Source organism: Cryobacterium serini (assembly GCF_004404025.1).
Taxonomy (GTDB): domain Bacteria; phylum Actinomycetota; class Actinomycetes; order Actinomycetales; family Microbacteriaceae; genus Cryobacterium; species Cryobacterium serini.
In genome coordinates this window covers 68,616-86,826 of sequence record NZ_SOHN01000019.1, presented here as the reverse complement: position 1 = coordinate 86,826, position 18,211 = coordinate 68,616, and the positions used below count along the sequence as shown (strand labels likewise).

General features: G+C 64.4%; 17 protein-coding genes. 15 read left to right on the top strand and 2 right to left on the bottom strand.

From position 1 onward, the window contains the following. Positions 1 to 32: 32 nt before the first annotated feature. The 11 genes from murC (at position 33) to E3T51_RS15895 (ending at position 12,479) form a co-directional block, all read left to right on the top strand. Positions 33 to 1,454 carry a UDP-N-acetylmuramate--L-alanine ligase gene (murC, locus tag E3T51_RS15945; protein ID WP_134530721.1) on the top strand — a complete coding sequence of 474 codons (1,422 nt, stop codon included), beginning with the start codon at positions 33 to 35 and terminating at the stop codon, positions 1,452 to 1,454. Positions 1,455 to 1,791: 337 nt separating this feature from the next. Continuing rightward, positions 1,792 to 2,616 carry a cell division protein FtsQ/DivIB gene (locus E3T51_RS15940; protein ID WP_166806518.1) on the top strand — a complete coding sequence of 275 codons (825 nt, stop codon included), beginning with the start codon at positions 1,792 to 1,794 and terminating at the stop codon, positions 2,614 to 2,616. A gap of 150 nt (positions 2,617 to 2,766) precedes the next feature. Next, a complete protein-coding gene (ftsZ, locus tag E3T51_RS15935) occupies positions 2,767 to 3,978 on the top strand; it encodes a cell division protein FtsZ (protein ID WP_104191881.1) in 1,212 nt (403 codons plus the stop codon). Positions 3,979 to 4,083: 105 nt separating this feature from the next. Beyond that, positions 4,084 to 4,809, top strand: a complete 726-nt coding sequence (locus E3T51_RS15930) for a YggS family pyridoxal phosphate-dependent enzyme (RefSeq protein ID WP_134530719.1) — start codon at positions 4,084 to 4,086, stop codon at positions 4,807 to 4,809. A gap of 35 nt (positions 4,810 to 4,844) precedes the next feature. Further along, positions 4,845 to 5,378 carry a cell division protein SepF gene (locus E3T51_RS15925; protein WP_134530718.1) on the top strand — a complete coding sequence of 178 codons (534 nt, stop codon included), beginning with the start codon at positions 4,845 to 4,847 and terminating at the stop codon, positions 5,376 to 5,378. Positions 5,379 to 5,386: 8 nt separating this feature from the next. After that, positions 5,387 to 5,689, top strand: a complete 303-nt coding sequence (locus tag E3T51_RS15920) for a YggT family protein (protein WP_233205830.1) — start codon at positions 5,387 to 5,389, stop codon at positions 5,687 to 5,689. A gap of 148 nt (positions 5,690 to 5,837) precedes the next feature. After that, entirely contained in the window at positions 5,838 to 6,476 is a 639-nt protein-coding gene (locus E3T51_RS15915; protein ID WP_134530717.1) for a DivIVA domain-containing protein, read from the top strand. Continuing rightward, the gene (gene lspA, locus E3T51_RS15910; RefSeq protein ID WP_134530716.1) at positions 6,466 to 7,116 is read left to right on the top strand and encodes a signal peptidase II; all 651 of its coding nucleotides are present in this window, start codon (positions 6,466 to 6,468) and stop codon (positions 7,114 to 7,116) included. The genes E3T51_RS15915 and lspA overlap by 11 nt, the downstream gene beginning before the upstream one ends. After that, positions 7,113 to 8,063: an RluA family pseudouridine synthase gene (locus E3T51_RS15905; RefSeq protein ID WP_241989387.1), complete on the top strand. Its 951-nt coding sequence runs from the start codon at positions 7,113 to 7,115 to the stop codon at positions 8,061 to 8,063. Before lspA ends, E3T51_RS15905 begins: the two co-directional genes overlap by 4 nt. A gap of 111 nt (positions 8,064 to 8,174) precedes the next feature. Continuing rightward, a complete protein-coding gene (dnaE, locus tag E3T51_RS15900; protein ID WP_241989398.1) occupies positions 8,175 to 11,642 on the top strand; it encodes a DNA polymerase III subunit alpha in 3,468 nt (1,155 codons plus the stop codon). A 54-nt stretch (positions 11,643 to 11,696) separates the two neighbouring features. Then, a complete protein-coding gene (locus E3T51_RS15895) occupies positions 11,697 to 12,479 on the top strand; it encodes a lysophospholipid acyltransferase family protein (protein WP_134530714.1) in 783 nt (260 codons plus the stop codon). Positions 12,480 to 12,535: 56 nt separating this feature from the next. Here the strand turns inward: E3T51_RS15895 and E3T51_RS15890 are convergent, their stop codons facing one another. Together E3T51_RS15890 and E3T51_RS15885 are read right to left on the bottom strand one after the other, a co-directional pair. After that, the gene (locus E3T51_RS15890) at positions 12,536 to 13,381 is read right to left on the bottom strand and encodes an alpha/beta fold hydrolase (protein WP_134530713.1); all 846 of its coding nucleotides are present in this window, start codon (positions 13,379 to 13,381) and stop codon (positions 12,536 to 12,538) included. A gap of 69 nt (positions 13,382 to 13,450) precedes the next feature. Further along, a complete protein-coding gene (locus E3T51_RS15885; protein WP_241989397.1) occupies positions 13,451 to 13,972 on the bottom strand; it encodes a flavin reductase family protein in 522 nt (173 codons plus the stop codon). A 111-nt stretch (positions 13,973 to 14,083) separates the two neighbouring features. On the opposite strand from E3T51_RS15885, the gene hisD reads away from it, so the two are divergent. From hisD to E3T51_RS15865, 4 genes are all read left to right on the top strand, one after another. After that, positions 14,084 to 15,397: a histidinol dehydrogenase gene (gene hisD, locus E3T51_RS15880; RefSeq protein ID WP_134530711.1), complete on the top strand. Its 1,314-nt coding sequence runs from the start codon at positions 14,084 to 14,086 to the stop codon at positions 15,395 to 15,397. 12 nt (positions 15,398 to 15,409) lie between these two features. Continuing rightward, positions 15,410 to 15,928, top strand: a complete 519-nt coding sequence (nrdR, locus tag E3T51_RS15875) for a transcriptional regulator NrdR (protein ID WP_134530710.1) — start codon at positions 15,410 to 15,412, stop codon at positions 15,926 to 15,928. 6 nt (positions 15,929 to 15,934) lie between these two features. Next, positions 15,935 to 16,975: a quinone-dependent dihydroorotate dehydrogenase gene (locus E3T51_RS15870; protein WP_134530709.1), complete on the top strand. Its 1,041-nt coding sequence runs from the start codon at positions 15,935 to 15,937 to the stop codon at positions 16,973 to 16,975. A gap of 96 nt (positions 16,976 to 17,071) precedes the next feature. Then, a complete protein-coding gene (locus E3T51_RS15865) occupies positions 17,072 to 18,163 on the top strand; it encodes an ABC transporter substrate-binding protein (protein WP_241989386.1) in 1,092 nt (363 codons plus the stop codon). Positions 18,164 to 18,211 lie beyond the last annotated feature (48 nt).

The following is an 18,211-nucleotide window of genomic DNA, read 5'->3' as shown; positions in this document are numbered from 1 at the left end:
TTTTTAGCTTCAATCGAGAAGAGCGCACCACGGTGATCAAACCAGACCTCAACCTGACCATTCCCGACAAGCTCGGAAGTGTGCACTTCGTGGGCGTCGGCGGATCCGGCATGAGTGGCATTGCTCGGCTGTTCCTGAACCGGGGCTACACGGTCACCGGGTCGGACGCGAAGGATTCACCGAACGTGAAGGCCCTGCGGGAACTCGGCGCGACCGTGTACATCGGGCATGCTGCCGCCAACGTCGGCACCGCCGACTCGCTCGTCGTCACCGGCGCCCTCTGGCAGGACAACCCCGAGTACGTGCTCGCGAATGAACGCGGCCTGCCGGTGCTGCACCGGGCGCAGGCCCTGGCCTGGCTCATCCGCCAGCACCGCCTGGTATCGGTCGCCGGCGCACACGGCAAGACCACCTCCACCGGCATGATCGTCACCGGTCTGCTCGGCCTCGGCCAGGACCCGAGCTTTGTCAACGGTGGCGTGATCGAATCGCTCGGGGTGAGCTCCGCGAGTGGCGCCGACGACCTGTTCGTGGTCGAAGCCGACGAATCCGATGGTTCTTTTCTGCTGTACCACACGGCAGTTGCCCTGGTCACAAACGTTGACCCCGACCATCTCGACCACTACGGCTCGCTCGAAGCTTTTGAGGCCGCTTTCGTCGAATTCAGTCGGAATGCCAGCGAACTCGTCGTCATCTCCTCCGACGACGTCGGCGCGGTGAGGGTCACCGCGGCCATCATTGCCGGCCTGAGCGACGCGGATGCCGCTGCCCGCGTGGTCACGTTCGGCGAGCACCCCGATTCCACAGTGCGCGTGCACTCCATCACCACGACCGGTCCGGTCAGCTTCAGCGTTGCCTGGCGAGGCCAGGATTACAGCGCCACTCTGCGCATCCCCGGCAAACACAACGCGATCAATGCGGCCGGCGCCTTCGCTGTGCTGGTCGGCCTCGGCTTCGATCCCGCCGCCAGCCTCGACGCGATCGCCGGCTTCGGTGGCACCCAGCGTCGGTTCGAACTACACGGTACGGTCGGCGGCGTCAGCGTCTACGACGACTACGCCCACCACCCGACCGAGGTCGCCGCCGCTCTCGCCGCAGCCCGCACCGTCGTCGGTACTGGCCGCATCATCGCCGTGCACCAGCCGCACCTGTACAGCCGCACCCGCCTGTTCGCCCAGGAATTCGCCGAGACCCTCGAGACCTTCGCCGACCAGACCATCGTGCTCGGCGTTTACGGCGCCCGCGAAGACCCAGAACCCGGTGTCACCGGTGCGCTTGTCTCCGAACGGTTCCGCGACCCGTCGCACGTGGCCTACGTGCCCGACTGGCAGGATGCCGCCGACTACCTCGCCAGTATCGCCCGCGACGGTGACTTCGTCGTGACCCTCGGCTGCGGCGACGTGAACCGTATCGTGCCCCAGCTGCTCGCCTCGCTCGAAAAAGTACGCGGATGAGGCGGCGGTGAGGCGACCGGCCAGCTTCGATCGGCCGGGCCAGCCGCCTACCGAGTCGGCTCGCCCGGCCGCTTCTGCCCCGAAACGGGCCGCGGACTCGCCGCGAGCTAAACCGACGTCCACGCCGCCGACGGATACTGACGCGGCGCGGGCGCCACGGAAGCAGCTTTTCTCGTCGAGAGCGCCGAAGGCTGCGCGCGGAGGGGGCGCCGCTCCAGCGCAGCGTGCGCCGAAGCCGTTCAACGTGTCCGACACGACGACGGAGCCGATCGTCCTCCCTGGGGGAGACGCATCCGCTTCGCCCGTCCCTGCGCCCGTGTCGGTTTTGCCTCACGCGGTGCCTGCTGTTTCGATGCAGGCAGGCGGGCCCCAGGAGCCCTCCGGCGGCAGTGCAGGTGCCCGCGCGGCCCGGTCGTTGCTGCGGGCGGCCCAGCGCGCTCGTAAACGGTTCGAACGGGCCGAAGTGCGGCGGTTCACCGGGCGCGCGCGTCGTCGGCGCACCGCGTGGATTCTCGGTGTCGGTTCAATTCTTCTCGCTTTCGCGCTCATCATCGGGGCGGCCTATTCACCCCTGATGGCTCTGCGCACCATAGAGGTTGTCGGCACGAGCCGCATTGCGGCAGCGGATGTGGTGGCAGCGCTTTCCGAGGAGCTCGGAACCCCGCTGCCCCTGATCGACAGCAACCTGGTCAAGCGTGAACTGTCTCAGTTCACGTTGATTCAGAGCTACGTCACCGAGAGTCGTCCGCCGGGCACACTCGTGGTGCGCATCGTCGAACGGGTACCCGTGGGTGTGCTCGCCGGTTCGACCGGGTTCGACCTCGTCGACGCCGCCGGGGTGATCATTGAAACGACGCCGGAGCGCACGGCGGGCTACCCGCTCATCGACGCGCCGGACGGAAGCTCCAGCGCCGGATTCAAGGCGGCCGCCGCGGTTCTCGCAGTGCTGCCCGAAAGTATCCGTACCCAGTTGGACGCGGTGACTGCCGTTACCACCGACGATGTCACACTGAGCCTGCTCGGTGGTGAGCGGGTGGTCTGGGGCAGCCCGGAGAAATCCGAGTACAAAGCCGTCGTGCTCGCCGCCCTGCTGGTCGGGCACCCCGCCGGCACGGTCAATGAGTACGACGTGTCGTCGCCCGACAGCGCGGTGTTGCGCTAGTTCGCCACGGATTCTCTGCGTTCTTCGCGACACGCGGGCGCGCCTCCCCAGCGACAAGCCGCGCCCGCATACTTTCGTAATCAGGAATTGCATACTCAGCATAACTTTAAACCTCGACTAGAGGTTTAGAGTTCCACCCGGAGGCCGGACGTGTCAAACAATCAAAATTATCTAGCCGTCATCAAGGTTGTCGGTATCGGCGGTGGCGGTGTCAACGCCGTCAACCGCATGATCGAATTGGGCCTCCGCGGTGTCGAGTTCATCGCCATCAATACGGATGCTCAGGCCTTGCTCATGAGCGACGCTGACGTCAAGCTCGACGTCGGTCGTGACCTCACCCGCGGCCTCGGTGCCGGCGCAGACCCTGAGGTGGGTCGCCGCGCCGCCGAGGATCACGCCGAGGAGATCGAGGAAGCCCTCGCCGGGGCCGACATGGTCTTCGTCACCGCCGGCGAGGGTGGTGGCACCGGAACCGGTGGCGCCCCCGTCGTCGCCCGTATCGCCAAGTCGATCGGCGCGCTCACCATCGGTGTTGTCACCAAGCCGTTCGGCTTTGAGGGCAAGCGCCGCCAGGCACAGGCCGAAACCGGTGTGGCCTCGCTCAAGAACGAGGTCGACACCCTCATCGTCGTGCCCAACGATCGCCTGCTTGAAATCAGCGACCGCGGCATCAGTATGCTCGAGGCCTTCGCGACCGCTGACCAGGTGCTTCTCGCCGGTGTGCAGGGCATCACCGATCTGATCACCACTCCCGGCCTGATCAACCTCGACTTCGCCGACGTCAAGTCGGTCATGCAGGGCGCTGGCTCGGCCCTCATGGGCATCGGCTCGGCTCGCGGAGCCGACCGTGCGATCAAGGCAGCCGAACTCGCCGTCGCGTCGCCCCTGCTTGAAGCCTCGATCGACGGCGCACACGGCGTGCTCCTGTCAATCCAGGGCGGATCCAACCTGGGAATCTTCGAGATCAACGATGCGGCCCGCCTCGTGCAGGAAGCTGTGCACCCCGAAGCCAACATCATTTTCGGTGCTGTCATCGACGACACCCTGGGTGACGAGGTACGGGTCACCGTTATCGCTGCCGGCTTCGACGGTGGTGAGCCCGGCGCCAAAGCGGTCGAGGTGCGCCGTGCCGACCTGGTGGCCGCTGGAATTGCAGCCGGGGCCGGGTCTGCAACGGCCGGTGCGGCAGCATCCGCGCTCAGCGCCACGGGAGCCCCGGCGACCGACTCTGGCAGCTACAGCGACGGCGAGCTCGCGGCCTCTGTCTGGGGAGGGTCTGACGCTGGTAACGGCGTGACCGTTGCCGACCCGGCCTTTGAAGAAGAGGCCGACGACCTGGACATCCCCGACTTCCTCAAATAAGTCGACGTCAGGTACTCCCGGAGCCGAGCACGTCGGCTCCGGGATACACCTTTTTCTTCAACACTCGAACCCCACGCATCGGCCGCACGCAACGGACAGAGCAGTATGAGCCTGGAATTTCCTAACGGAGCACCCTTGGAACCGGCATCGAACACGTCAGCACTGAGCGATCTGGCAACCCGTTTGGACACAGTGCGCGTTGGTGTCGTCGAGGCTGCCCGAACAGCGGGCCGCGAGCCGGCGGACATCACCACGATCGTTGTCACCAAATTCCACCCGGTTTCACTGCTCGAAGAGCTCTACGCGCTCGGTGTGCGCAACATGGGGGAGAACCGGCACCAGGAGGCGCAGTCCAAGGCCGCGTCGCTTTTTGATCTCGACCTTGTCTGGCATTTTGTCGGGCAGGTACAGGGTAAGAAGGCGCGCCAGGTGCGCGCGTACGCCAACGTCATCCACTCGGTCGATCGCGAGTCTCTCGTGACCGCACTGGCCTCTGAAGAATCGACGATTGATTGCTTCATCCAGGTGAATTTGACGGATGACGCGGCGCGCGGAGGCGTTCCTCCCACGAACCTGTCGGCCCTGGTAGACAGCGCTCTGGCCGCCCCCGGCGTGCGTCTGCTCGGGCTCATGGCCGTCGCTCCGTTGGGCGAAGAGCCGCGGCGTGCTTTCGCCCACGTTCGCGAACTCAGCGAACAGATCCGTAAGCAGGCCCCGTCGGCCACCGCGCTGTCGATGGGCATGAGCCAGGACTACGCGGCTGCCGTGCTCGAAGGGGCGACACACCTAAGAATTGGCACGGCAATCACCGGCAATCGCCCGGTGCTCTAATAATCTCGAAGTAGCAAACCAACACGGAGGTCGACATGTCCAACCCGCTCAAGAAAACCATGGTCTACCTGGGTCTGGCAGACGAAGAGCTGGAGTACCAAGCGCCCGCCAGCGCCCAGAGTGCTGCCGCTACCAACCACGTGAGCGCCGTTCCATCCCGCGGCCACGACAACGCGCCGCACGGCAACGGCGCACCCTCCAACGCGAGCCAGAACTCTGCCGGTCGTGCACCGGTCACCCCCCTGCGCAAAACTTCGACCCCCCAGAATGTGGCTGCGTCTGAAATGAACGAAATTCTCACGGTTCACCCGCGCGCCTACAAAGACGCCCAGATCATCGCTGAATCCTTCCGTGAAGGCATACCCGTCATCATCAACCTGTCACAGATGAGCGATGGTGACGCTCGCCGCCTCATCGACTTCGCCAGCGGTCTGTCGCAGGGCCTCTATGGCAAAATCGAGCGCGTCACGGCCAAGGTCTTCTTGCTCTCGCCGTCCCACGTCGTCGTCTCCGGCGACAGCACCACCGAAGAGGGCGCTGAGGATAGCTCCTTCTTCGCGCAAGGCTAGACTTCAGCGTGGCTGGTTTATCAATTCTGGGGAATCTTCTCTATTTCCTCTTCTTCATGTACTTTCTCGTGCTCTGGGGCCGATTCATCATCGACCTCGTGCGCGGTGTTAATCGGGCCTGGCGTCCTCAGGGATTCCTGCTCGTTCTGATCGAACTCGTCTACACGCTGACGGACCCGCCGGTACGTTTCTTCCGTCGCTTGGTCCCCCCACTTCGCATCGGGCCAATCGCGCTGGATTTCGGCTTCACGCTGACGATGCTTTGCTGCATCGTCGGCATGACCGTGGCCGGAATAATACAACGGGCCTAGGGAGGCATGTATCCTTGTCGGATGACTGGTTCGCCCCGAGCCTGCACTCGCTCGTCGGTAGCCCGTAGTCAAGCCAACACTTGAGGCACTCATCGCCTCGAGTCAGTCAAATGTTCACAATAAATACAAGTTTTGAGGGTGGAAAGCCATGGCGCTAACTCCGGAAGATGTAGTCAACAAAAGGTTTCAGTCGACCAAGTTTCGTGAGGGATACGACCAGGACGAAGTCGATGACTTCCTCGATGAGGTCGTTGTCGAACTGCGTCGTCTGACCAAGGAAAACGAGGAACTGCGCGGCCAGGTCGGCTCCGGTGCTGCTCCCGCAGCCGAGTCGGCTCCAGCGCCTGCCGTATCGAACGAACCCGCTGTCGTCGAACCCGTTGTCGTCGAACCCGCAGCCGCTCCGGTTGCCGCTGTCGCCGCGACGCCGATCGACGAGACGGCCGGCACGACCAATCTGCTGCAGTTGGCTCGCCGCCTACACGAAGAGCACGTCAAGGAAGGTGCTGAGAAGCGCGACGCCCTGATCGCTGAAGGCCACGCCACCGCGGCACGCGTCATCGCCGAGGCCGAGACCCAGCAGCGCGTTCAGCTGCAGAAGCTCGATCAGGAGCGTTCGACGCTCGAAGGCAAGATCGACGACCTGCGCACGTTCGAGCGCGAATACCGTCTGAAGCTCAAGAGCTACATCGAGGGTCAGCTGCACGACCTCGACGCGAGCTCGGTCGGCTCTGCGGCTGACGCCGGCAACGCGCCGAAGCCCAGCTTCCAGGGCTTTGGAGCCTAGCGCCGGAACGAAGAAGCGTTCGCGAGCGCTCATCGTTCTAGCCCTCGTCGCGCTGGGCGTTTACGCGCTCGATCAAATCAGTAAGTACCTCGTCGTCGCCTCGATGCCCGAGGGTTCCGTGATCCGGGTTCTAAACGATCTGCTGCAATTGCACTTCGTTCGGAACCCGGGGGCGGCGTTCTCCCTCGCGAGCGGGTCCACCTGGATCTTCTCCATCATCGCCGCCGCCGTTGTGGTATTCATCCTGTGGTTCGCCCGCCGAATCCACTCATTCGCCTGGGGGCTCGTCTTCGGGCTTCTGCTCGGCGGAGTGCTCGGCAACCTGACCGACCGGCTGCTGCGCGAACCCGGCTTCGGGGTCGGGCACGTCGTCGATTTCATTTCCACACCGTGGCTGTTGCCGGCGATCTACAACGTCGCCGACATGGGCATCGTGAGCAGCATGGTCATCTTCATGATTTTGACCATCCGCGGCATCGGCCTCGACGGACGTAAGGTCGTGGCCGAAAGCAAGACCGCCACCACCCCAACACTGAAACAAGCCGATGCTGTGACTCCCGATTCCTCTACCAGCGACTCCGTTACTCCCGATTCATCGACCAGTGACCGTCCAACCCCCGGGGCCGAGGCCCGGCCGTGACCGGTTCCCCGGAGCTGTCCAGCCCTCCGGAGCGGCGATCGCTGCCCCTCCCGGACGGGTTGGAAGGTGTGCGCGTTGACGCCGGTCTGGCCAAGCTGTTCGGGTTCTCCCGCAGCTTCGCCGCCGAGGTGTCCGAGGCAGGCGGCGTCGTGCTTGACGGCACCGTCGTCGGTAAATCGGATCGCCTGCGGGCGGGCAGTTGGATCGAAGTCACCTGGCAGCCCAAGCAGCCGGTGCGCATCATCCCCATCGCTGTTCCCGATCTCACGGTGGTGCACGACGATGAAAGCATCGTCGTCATCAATAAGCCGGCCGGCGTCGCCGCCCATCCGAGCGTCGGCTGGACCGGTCCAACCGTTCCGGGCGCCCTGGCGGCGGCGGGGTATCGCATCGCGACGTCCGGCGCTGCTGAACGGGCGGGCATCGTGCACCGCCTCGACGTTGGTACCAGCGGGCTCATGGTCGTTGCCAAGTCGGAGACAGCCTACGTCGCGCTAAAAAAAGCGTTCCACGACCGCGAGGTGGAGAAGATCTACCACACGGTCGTGCAGGGCCACCCCGACCCGCTCGCCGGCACCATCGACGCGCCCATCGGACGCCACCCGCGGTCGGACTGGAAGTTCGCGGTACGGGCCGACGGCAAGCACTCGATCACCCACTACGAGACCCTCGAAGCCTTTCCGTCGGCCTCGCTGCTCGAGGTGCACCTGGAGACAGGGCGCACCCACCAGATCCGCGTGCACATGAGCGCCCAGCGGCATCCGTGTGTCGGCGACGCCATGTACGGCGCCGATCCATCGATCACCGCGCGGCTCGGACTTAAACGCCAGTGGCTGCACGCCAAGCAGCTGGCTTTTACTCACCCGGACAGTCACGAGTGGGTCACCTACAACGCCGATTACCCGGCCGATCTCATCCACGCCCTTGCGGTGCTGCGCGGAGACTGATCGCGGCCGACTTTTTTATAACCGTTTCATCAACTCGTCGGAGTCATTGTGAGTAACCCGGAAACCGCCACCGATTCGTTCGTGCACCTGCACGTGCACAGCGAATATTCCATGCTTGACGGAGCGGCCCGGGTGAAACCCCTGATCAAAGCCGCCGTCGAGCAGGGGATGCCGGCGGTGGCCATCACCGACCACGGCAACGTGTTCGGTGCCTTTGATTTCTGGAAGAGCGCGACCGACGCCGGCATCAAGCCGATCATCGGCACCGAGGCGTACATCACCCCCGGCACCGACCGCCGCGACAAGACCAGGGTGCGCTGGGGGACCAGCGGGCAGAACCGGGATGACGTCGGTGGCGCCGGCTCGTACACCCATATGACGCTGCTCTCCGAGAACACCGCGGGCATGCACAACCTGTTCCGGCTGTCGTCGAAGGCGAGCCTCGAGGGCTACTACTTCAAACCGCGCATGGACCGCGAGCTGCTCAGCCAGTATTCGACGGGTCTGATTGGCACGACCGGCTGCGTCGGCGGGGAAGTACAAACCCGTCTTCGGCTCGGCCAGTATGAGGAAGCCAAGAAGGCTGCCGGAGATTTTCAGGACATCTTCGGCAAGGAGAACTTTTTCTGCGAAATCATGGATCACGGCATCGACATCGAGCGCCGCACCATGACCGACCTGCTCAAGCTCGCTAAAGAGCTTGATCTGCCCCTGCTGGCCACGAACGACCTGCACTACACGCACGCCCACGACGCTACCGCCCACGCCGCTCTGCTCTGCGTACAATCGGCGTCCACCCTCGACGACCCCAATCGGTTCAAGTTCGACTCCAGCGAGTTCTATCTCAAAACGGCCGCGCAGATGCGCCACCTGTTTCGCGACCACCCGGAAGCCTGCGACAACACACTGCTCATCGCCGAGCGGTGTGAGGTGGAATTTAACACCAAAGCCAACTACATGCCCCGCTTTCCCTGCCCGGAGGGCGAGAACGAGGAAAGCTGGTTCATCAAGGAGAACGAGATCGGGCTGGCCAAACGCTACCCGAAAGGCATTCCGGACGACGTGCGGAAGCGCGCCGACTACGAAGTCGGCATCATCGTGCAGATGGGGTTTCCCGGCTATTTTCTGGTCGTCGCCGACTTCATCATGTGGTCCAAGCAGCAGGGCATCCGCGTGGGCCCTGGCCGTGGCTCGGGGGCCGGCTCCATGGTCGCTTACGCCATGGGCATCACCGACCTCGACCCGCTCGTGCACGGACTCATCTTCGAGCGGTTCCTCAACCCCGACCGCGTCTCCATGCCCGACTTCGACGTCGACTTCGACGAGCGTCGCCGCGGAGAGGTCATCAAATACGTCACCGAAAAATACGGTGCGGAACGCGTCGCGCAGATCGTTACCTACGGCACAATCAAGGCCAAACAGGCACTGAAAGATGCCTCCCGTGTGCTGGGCTTCCCCTTCGGAATGGGTGACAAACTCACCAAAGCCATGCCGCCGGCCATCATGGGTAAGGACGTGCCCCTCACCGGCATGTTCGATAAAGACCACCCGCGCTACCGCGAAGCGGCCGACTTTCGCGCGGTGATCGAAAGCGACCCCGAAGCACGCACGGTCTTCGACACCGCCCTCGGCCTGGAGAACCTCAAGCGTCAGTGGGGCGTGCACGCCGCCGGCGTGATCATGTCGAGCGACCCCCTGATCGACATCATTCCGATCATGAAGCGTGAAGCGGATGGCCAGATCGTCACGCAATTCGACTACCCGGCTTCCGAAGCCCTCGGGCTGATCAAGATGGACTTCCTGGGGCTGCGCAACCTCACCATCATCGACGACACCCTCGACAACATCGCGGTGAACCGCGGCCACCGGCCCGTACTCGAAGACCTCGGCCTCGAAGACCCCGCCGCCTACGAACTACTGGCGCGCGGAGACACCCTCGGCGTGTTCCAGCTCGACGGCGGCCCCATGCGAGCGCTCCTGCGCCTCATGAAGCCCGACAACTTCGAAGACATCTCGGCCGTGATCGCCCTCTACCGCCCGGGCCCCATGGGCGCCAACTCGCACACCAACTATGCGCTGCGTAAGACCGGGCAGCAGGAGATCATCCCTATCCACAAGGAGCTCGAAGAGCCCCTCAAAGATGTTATCGGCAACACCTACGGCCTGATCGTTTATCAGGAGCAGGTCATGTCGATCGCCCAGGTGCTCGCCGGCTTCACGCTCGGTGAAGCCGACCTGCTGCGCCGAGCCATGGGTAAGAAGAAGAAGTCCGAGTTGGACAAGCAGTTCGAAGGCTTCTCAAAGGGCATGCAGGACCGCGGCTACTCCATGGATGCCGTCACCACGGTCTGGAACATCCTGCTGCCGTTCTCCGACTACGCCTTCAACAAGGCGCACTCCGCCGCGTACGGGGTGCTCTCCTATTGGACCGCCTACCTCAAGGCGGTCTACCCGGCTGAGTACATGGCCGCCCTGCTCACGAGCGTCGGCGACTCCCGCGACAAGCTGGCGCTTTACCTTAACGAGTGCCGCCGCATGGGCATTCAGGTGCTGGCGCCCGACGTGAACGAGTCGATCGGGTTTTTTGCGGCCGTGGGTACGGACATCCGATTCGGCCTCGGCGCTGTGCGCAACGTCGGCTTTAACGTTGTCGAAGCTATTCGCGGCGCCCGCGAGGAAAAGGGACGCTTCGAGTCGTTCCACGACTTTCTGCGCAAGGTGCCGCTGCCGGTGGCGAACAAGCGCACCATCGAGTCGCTGGTCAAGGCCGGGGCATTCGATTCGCTGGGCGCCACCCGGCGCGGCATGGTCGAAATTCACGAGTCGGCCGTTGAATCGGCCGTCAAGATCAAGCGTGAAGAGAGCAACGGCAATATCGGGTTCGACTTCGACAGCCTGTTCGACGAACCGCAGGACACCGAGCAGGTGCCTGACCGCCCCGAGTGGAGCAAGAAAGAGAAGCTCGCCTACGAACGGGACATGCTCGGACTCTACGTGTCTGACCATCCGCTCGCCGGGCTCGAGATTCCGCTCGCCAAGCACGCCAGCACCACCATTGCCGACCTGATCGCCTCGGAATCAACCGAAGACGGTGACACGGTAACCGTGGCGGGTCTGATCACGAGCGTGCAACATCGCATTGCCAAGAAGTCGGGCAACCAGTACGGCATGATCCAGGTCGAAGACTTCGGCGGTGAGATCACCGCGATGTTCATGGGTAAGGCTTACCTCGAGTTTGCACCCGAGTTGATCAGCGACTCGGTCGTCGTCGTGCGCGGCCGGGTCAGCCTGCGTGATGACGGAATGAACCTGCACGCGTTCAGCGTGTTTCAGCCGGAGCTCGGCCAGGGCTCAGACCAGAGCATGGTCTCGATCACGGTGGGGGAGGCCCGCGCGACAACGGACACGGTCGGTGCGCTGGGCGAGATCCTCCAGCGCCACGCCGGGGACGCCGAGGTACGACTAAAACTGGTCAAGGGTGATGTGGCGCGGGTGTTCGAGCTGCCGCACCGCGTGAAGGTGAGCGCGGATCTGTTTGGCGAGCTCAAGAGTATCCTCGGCCCGAACTGCCTGACCTGATTACCGGCGCGCGAGCTGCGAAAGATTGACAGCTCGCCAGCCTAGGCTGGTTACATGCACAAACCAGAGCCGATTTATTCGACCGCTATCGGCGCCGGACGCGCCCTGTTTGGACTGCTCCGGGTGCGCCCGACCGTGACCGGCCTCGAACATCTGCCGGCCACCGGCGGCGCGGTGCTCGCAATCACCCATTTCGGCTACCTCGACTTCGCTCTGGTCGAGTGGATCACCTGGCGGCACAATCATCGCCACATTCGCTTTATGGTCAAGAAGGGCGCCTTCGACCAGCCACTGGTCGGACCGCTGCTGCGCGGCATGAAGCACATCTCGGTCGACATGGAGAGCGGCGGGGAAGCCTACGCGCAGGCTGTCGGTGCCCTCCGTGACGGCGAACTGCTCGGTGTTTTTCCCGAGGGCGGCGTGAATGCTTCATTTACGGTGCGGGAGCTCAAAACCGGCGCGGTGCGCATGGCGCAAGCCGCGAACGTGCCGATCATTCCGGTCGCTGTGTGGGGCGGGCATCGGCTGATGACCAAGAACCACCGGTCGACACTCCGAGAGCGGGTCGGCGTGCCGGTCAGCATCCGCTTCGGCCAGCCGATCGCAACGGATGCTGCAGCCCCGGCCGGCAGCAACGTCGCGGTGCACACGGCGGAGCTCCACAACACCCTGCAGTCCCTGGTCGACGCAGTGCAGACGGAATACCCGGTGCCCGGCGCCGGAGCCTGGTGGCAGCCCGCGCACCTCGGCGGGACCGCGCCGACACCGGCCGAGGCTGCAGTCGTCGAGGCTGAACGCCGTCGTCGCAAGGCCGCCAGCAAGAAGCAGAGAGCCTGACAACGCCGGCGTCGTCTCCAAAGTGGGCGCCGACAGGCCAGATCCGAGCGCCCCTATCAGCGGCGCTCTGCGGCACGAAGGTGGCGGATGAGGGGGATCGTGACATCTTTCTGTTCGACGGTGAGTAACGTATGCCCAGCGCCGGGAAGCATCACGAATGCGGCATCGGGTATCAAACGCGCGACGGCCTCGCCGTGGGCCACCGGCAAAATTGAGTCCATTTCGCCGTGCATGACGAGGGACGGGACCGACACGGTGCCAAGGTCGCCGTGTCGCGGGTGTGTGAACTCCATGGCAGGAGGATTGGAGATTGTGGCGGCGATATCGTCGGCTCGATCCACGTCGCTGGTGATGAACCGGCGGATTCGATCCTCGTCGAATCGGGGCGATAGGCCATCGCAGGCGCGAGTGTCCTCGAGCAGGTAATCGATAGCGGCCACTCTCGAATCGAGATCATCAGGGAGAACGGGGAAGGTGCCGGTTCCGGAAGGAAGGTCTGGCGCCCCGGTGGTTGCCCCCATCAATGTCATAGAGCGCAACCGGTCGGGGTGGTCAACCGCCAGAATGGTCGCGATCCCTGACCCCAGGGAGTGGCCGACGATGTGCGCGGAACGCAAACCGAGCGAGTCGCAGATACGCAAGGCATCGGCCGCCAGGTCGTGGGTCGAGTAGCCGGGACGCCCGCGTGGAAAACTCGTCGAACGACCGGTGTCCCGCTGGTCGTAACGGATCACGAAGAACCCCGAGGCTGCGATCTCCTCGCAAACCTCGCCCGCCCACCACAACATAGACGCTGACATCCCGGCGATCAGAAGCACGGGAGGGTCATGTTGCTCTCCGAACATCTCGACGCAGAGCTCAACGTCGTCGAGGGTCACAATACAGTCGGTCCGGGTCGTCATGGGACAAGCCTACGAACAGTTCGCCGAGACGTTCTGTGACCTATAGAGCTGCCAGCCCGGAGAGTCGGTCTAGACGGCGGCGCCCGGAACCCGGTAGGTGCGCTCGTGGTAGAGCAGGGCCTCATCGTCGGGGCCCATGCCGCCACCCTCGATCTGTACGACCACGACGGCATTGTTGTGCACCGACACCCGTTCCACGATGCGACCGACCATCCAGCTGGTCACGCCCTCCAACACCGGTAGCCCGTAGGGACCGGGCTGCCAGTGCTCACCGATGAAGCGATCGCCGTGCGGCCCCGCCAGTTTCTCGGCGACGCCTCGGTTGTGCGCGCCGAGCATGTGAATGACGACGCGTTCGGCGGCGGCGATCGAGGTCCATGAGCTGGCCGACCGGGCCATGTTGAACGTCGCGAGCGGTGGCACCGCGGACAACGACGCGAGAGAGGTGGCGGTGAAGCCGACCGGGCTTCCGTCGGGGGCGAGGGTCGTGATGGCGGCGACCCCGGCAGCATGACGGCGGAACGCGTGTTTGAACGCGGCAAGGTCGTCGGGGGCATTGGGATCGGCGGCGAGCGGGGGGGCGACTGGCAGAGTCACGGAGGATTTAACGTTGTTTTGCATACTCAACCAACAATCTGTTTCACCCCCAGCCTATTCCCGTGCGCTGATGGTCACCCCTCGTGCCGGATAGGCTGGGACACGATGATTCAGACTATTGACCTTCGCGGGACCGAGCCGACACCGGCCTCCCTCCTGGCTGCTGTACCGCGCGCCGCCACGAGCGTCGCCGTCGCCTCCGACATTGCAGCCGAGCTCATCGCCGATGTGCGCGAGCGTGGCGAGGTCGCCCTGCTCGACCAGGCCGAACGCCTCGACCGGGTGCGCCCGGGCCAGGTGCGGGTTCCCGCGAGCCATATCGCCGACGCCGTCGCTGGACTCGACCCGGCCGTGCGCACCGCCATTACCGAGACCATCCGCCGGGTGCGCCTGGCCAGTGCGGCGCAGGTACCGCCGCGTCTGACGACCACGATCGAGGCTGGAGCCACCGTCACCCAGCGCTGGCAGCCGGTGAACCGGGTCGGCCTCTACGTACCGGGCGGCAAGGCCGTCTACCCCTCGAGCGTTGTGATGAACGTAGTCCCCGCGCAGGTATCGGGTGTGCGGTCGATCGCCCTCGCTTCGCCGGCGCAGAGCCACTTCGACGGCCGGGTGCACCCGACCATCCTCGCCGTTGCAGGATTGCTCGGTGTCGATGAGATCTACGCCATGGGCGGCGCCGGCGCGATCGGTGCCCTCGCCTATGGGGTGGCTGGCATCGGTCTCGAGCCCGTGCAGATCGTCACCGGCCCCGGCAACGTCTACGTCGCCGCCGCCAAGCGGCTTATTCGTGGGCAGGCCGGCATCGACTCCGAGGCCGGTCCCACCGACATCCTGGTGATAGCGGATGCCGCTGCCGACCCGCTGCTCGTCGCCGCCGACCTGGTCAGCCAGGCCGAGCACGATGAACTCGCCGCCGCCGTGCTCGTGACCGATTCGCCCGAACTCGCCGACGCGGTGGCGGCGCGCCTCACCGAGCTGGCGGCATCAACGACCCACAGCCAACGGGTGACCGCAGCGCTCGACGGTCGCCAGTCGGCGATCGTGCTCGTCGACAGCCTGCAGGTCGCCGCAGGGTTCAGCAACGCCTTTGGACCGGAGCACCTCGAGATTCAGACGAGTGACCCCGATGCTGTGCTGGCCGACATTGAAAACGCCGGCGCCATTTTTCTCGGCCCCTATTCGCCGGTGAGCCTCGGAGACTACGTTGCGGGTTCCAACCACGTGTTGCCAACCGGAGGACAAGCGCGGTTCTCGTCGGGACTCGGCGCGTACACCTTCCTTCGACCGCAGCAGGTCGTGCGATACAGCCGCGAGGCCCTCGAAGCGGTCGCTGATCACATTGCGGCGTTGTCCAGCGCCGAAGCGCTGCCGGCACACGGCGACGCCGTGGCTGCCCGTTTTTCGGCCGACCGCTAAGCTGATAGAACTATGTTCTGCCCGTTCTGTCGCCACCCCGATTCCCGCGTCGTCGACTCGCGCACGAGCGACGACGGACTATCGATTCGCCGCCGCCGGCAGTGCCCGGAATGCGGCCGCCGCTTCAGCACCACCGAGACAGCGAGTCTGAACATCATCAAACGCAGCGGGGTGGTCGAGCCGTTCAGCCGCGAGAAGATTGTCTCCGGGGTGCGCAAAGCGTGTCAGGGACGACCGGTCACCGACTCCGATCTGGCAATGCTGGCCCAGAAAGTTGAAGAAGCCATCCGTCAGACGGGCGTCTCCCAGGTCGATGCCAACGACATAGGCTTGGCCATTCTGCCGCCGCTTCGCGACCTCGACGAGGTCGCGTATCTGCGATTCGCGAGCGTCTACCAGGGCTTCGACTCGCTCGATGACTTCGAGAGCGCCATCGCCGCGCTGCGCACCGAGCACTCAGGACCATCGAAAATCGCGAGGGCAGCATCGTCCGCTGCTACGCCCGTGGTCGACGCTGTCACCAAACGGTAGGGCCAGATGTATCCGCTGTTATTCAAGCTCGTGCTCACCCGGATGGATCCCGAGCGCGCTCATCACCTTGCTTTCACCGTCATTCGGCTGCTGCCGGCGCTGGGCATCGGCCGTCTTGTGCACCGATGGACGCGTCCGCGCACCGACCTTGGCGTGAATACCCTTGGCCTGCACTTTGCGTCACCGTTCGGCGTCGCGGCTGGCTTCGACAAAGACGGCGAGGCCGTGATCGGCCTTGGCCAGCTCGGGTTTGGTCACGTCGAGGTCGGAACTCTGACCGCCGTAGCCCAGCCCGGAAACCCGAAACCGCGCCTGTTTCGACTCGTGTCTGACCGCGCGGTGATCAACCGTATGGGTTTCAATAACCACGGCGCCGCCGCTGCCGTTGCCCGACTGACCCGGGTGCGGGCACGTGCCGGGCGCCCGGTGCTCGGCGTCAACATTGGCAAGAGCCGCGTGACCGCCGTCGAGAACGCCACGGCCGACTACCTGCAGAGCGCCGAAACCCTCGCCGCTCTCGCCGACTACCTCGTGGTCAACGTGAGCTCCCCGAACACCCCCGGGCTGCGCGGACTTCAGGAGCTGGACCAGCTCGCCCCGTTGCTCACCGCGGTCAAGCGAGCTGCCGGCGCCACCCCGCTGCTCGTCAAGATCGCGCCAGACCTGGCGGACGCCGAGGTCGCGCGCATCGCGACCCTCGCCGTCGAACTCGGCCTCGACGGCATTATCGCCACCAACACCACAATCTCGCGCGCCGGCCTGAAAACGGATGCCGCCACCATCGTCGCTGCCGGAGCCGGCGGCCTGTCCGGCGCTCCATTGCATACCCGGTCGCTCACCGTTTTGAAACAGATCCGTGCTGTCGTACCCGCCTCCTGGTGCGTCATCTCCGTTGGCGGGGTGGACACGGCCGCTCAGGTCGCCGAGCGACTCGCTGCGGGAGCCACCCTGGTGCAGGGCTACACGGCGTTTTTGTACCGCGGTCCGCTCTGGGCGCGCCAGATCAATCGCGGACTCGACCGTATCCTGGCCGGAACCAACCATTAAGCGCAGGCACTCGCGCCGGCCGCGCATCAAACTTGTTCGACAAAACCACAGCGGCTGTATCTCCACAGCGCCCTTGCACCCGACAGGAACCCCGCAATGACAGCATCCAGAGGCACGTTCATTCATCGATCGGCAACCCGGGTGGCGCGCGGAGTCGCGGTCGTTGCTCTACTCGCGCTCTCCCTCTCTGCGTGCGCGGGCGGCGACGCGAACGTAGCAGGGGCAGACGGCGCGACAGCATCCTTCGGCGACGCGAGTATTCAGTTCAGCTGGATCAAGAACGCTGAGTTTATGGGCGAGTATCTCGCCGACGAGAATGGCTACTTCACCGACGCCGGGTTCGACACGGTCGACATGATCGAAGGCCCCGCGTCCATCGAAGCTGCCGTCCTCTCCGGAAATGCTGACATGGGCATCGGAAACGCGATCTCTACCGGCACCATCGTCGCCAACGAGGGCGCACCGCTCAAGATCATCGGCGCCACGTACCAAAAGAACCCCTACACGATTTTGTCCCTCGCCGACAAGGGGAACATTGCCACCCTCGACGACCTGCAAGGCAAAACCATCGGCGTGCAGGCGAGCAACCTGAGCCTGTGGGAAGCCTTCCTCAAGGTCAATAACATCGACGAGAGCTCATTGACGACCCTGCCGGTGCAGTATGACCCGACCGCGCTGTTCACCGGCGAGGTCGACGGTTGGTTTTCCTATCTCACCAACGAATCCATTGACGCGGAACTCAACGGACTCAACCCGGTAAACCTGCCGCTGGCCGACTTCGGCCTGCCGTTCGTCTCCGAAACCTTCACGGTCACCGACGACGCGATCAGGAATGACCGCGAAAAGCTCAAAGCCCTTCTCGTCGCCGAGATTCGCGGCTGGACCGACGCGATCAACGACCCTGCTGCCGCTGCGAAACTGACCGTCGACACCTACGGGCCGACCTTCGACCTCTCCATCGAGAAGGAAACCCGGCAGGCTGAAATTCAGTCCAGAGACCTCGTTGTGAGCTCGGAGACCCTCGCCAACGGCCTGTTCTCGATCAGCACAGATTTGCAGGAGCAGAGTATTGACACGCTCGCTGCGACCGGCCTGACGATCACGGCGAATCAGCTGTTCGACCTGAGCCTGCTGGCAGAGGTCTACGCCGAGAACCCGGACCTGCTCGCCTACGGCAACCAGCCGTAGCACGCAGCAGCCTGACGCACACCAGTGGAGCGCGTCAGCGTTCCAATG

Bases quoted from the DNA above. Each gene is read 5' to 3' on its own strand.
- E3T51_RS15930 (WP_134530719.1), top strand. From the start codon at position 4,084: ATGAGCCTGGAATTTCCTAACGGAGCACCCTTGGAACCGGCATCGAAC.
- E3T51_RS15925 (WP_134530718.1), top strand. From the start codon at position 4,845: ATGTCCAACCCGCTCAAGAAAACCATGGTCTACCTGGGTCTGGCAGAC.
- E3T51_RS15915 (WP_134530717.1), top strand. From the start codon at position 5,838: ATGGCGCTAACTCCGGAAGATGTAGTCAACAAAAGGTTTCAGTCGACC.
- dnaE (WP_241989398.1), top strand. From the start codon at position 8,175: ATGCTTGACGGAGCGGCCCGGGTGAAACCCCTGATCAAAGCCGCCGTC.
- E3T51_RS15895 (WP_134530714.1), top strand. From the start codon at position 11,697: ATGCACAAACCAGAGCCGATTTATTCGACCGCTATCGGCGCCGGACGC.
- E3T51_RS15890 (WP_134530713.1), bottom strand. From the start codon at position 13,381: ATGACGACCCGGACCGACTGTATTGTGACCCTCGACGACGTTGAGCTC.
- hisD (WP_134530711.1), top strand. From the start codon at position 14,084: ATGATTCAGACTATTGACCTTCGCGGGACCGAGCCGACACCGGCCTCC.
- nrdR (WP_134530710.1), top strand. From the start codon at position 15,410: ATGTTCTGCCCGTTCTGTCGCCACCCCGATTCCCGCGTCGTCGACTCG.
- E3T51_RS15870 (WP_134530709.1), top strand. From the start codon at position 15,935: ATGTATCCGCTGTTATTCAAGCTCGTGCTCACCCGGATGGATCCCGAG.
- E3T51_RS15865 (WP_241989386.1), top strand. From the start codon at position 17,072: ATGACAGCATCCAGAGGCACGTTCATTCATCGATCGGCAACCCGGGTG.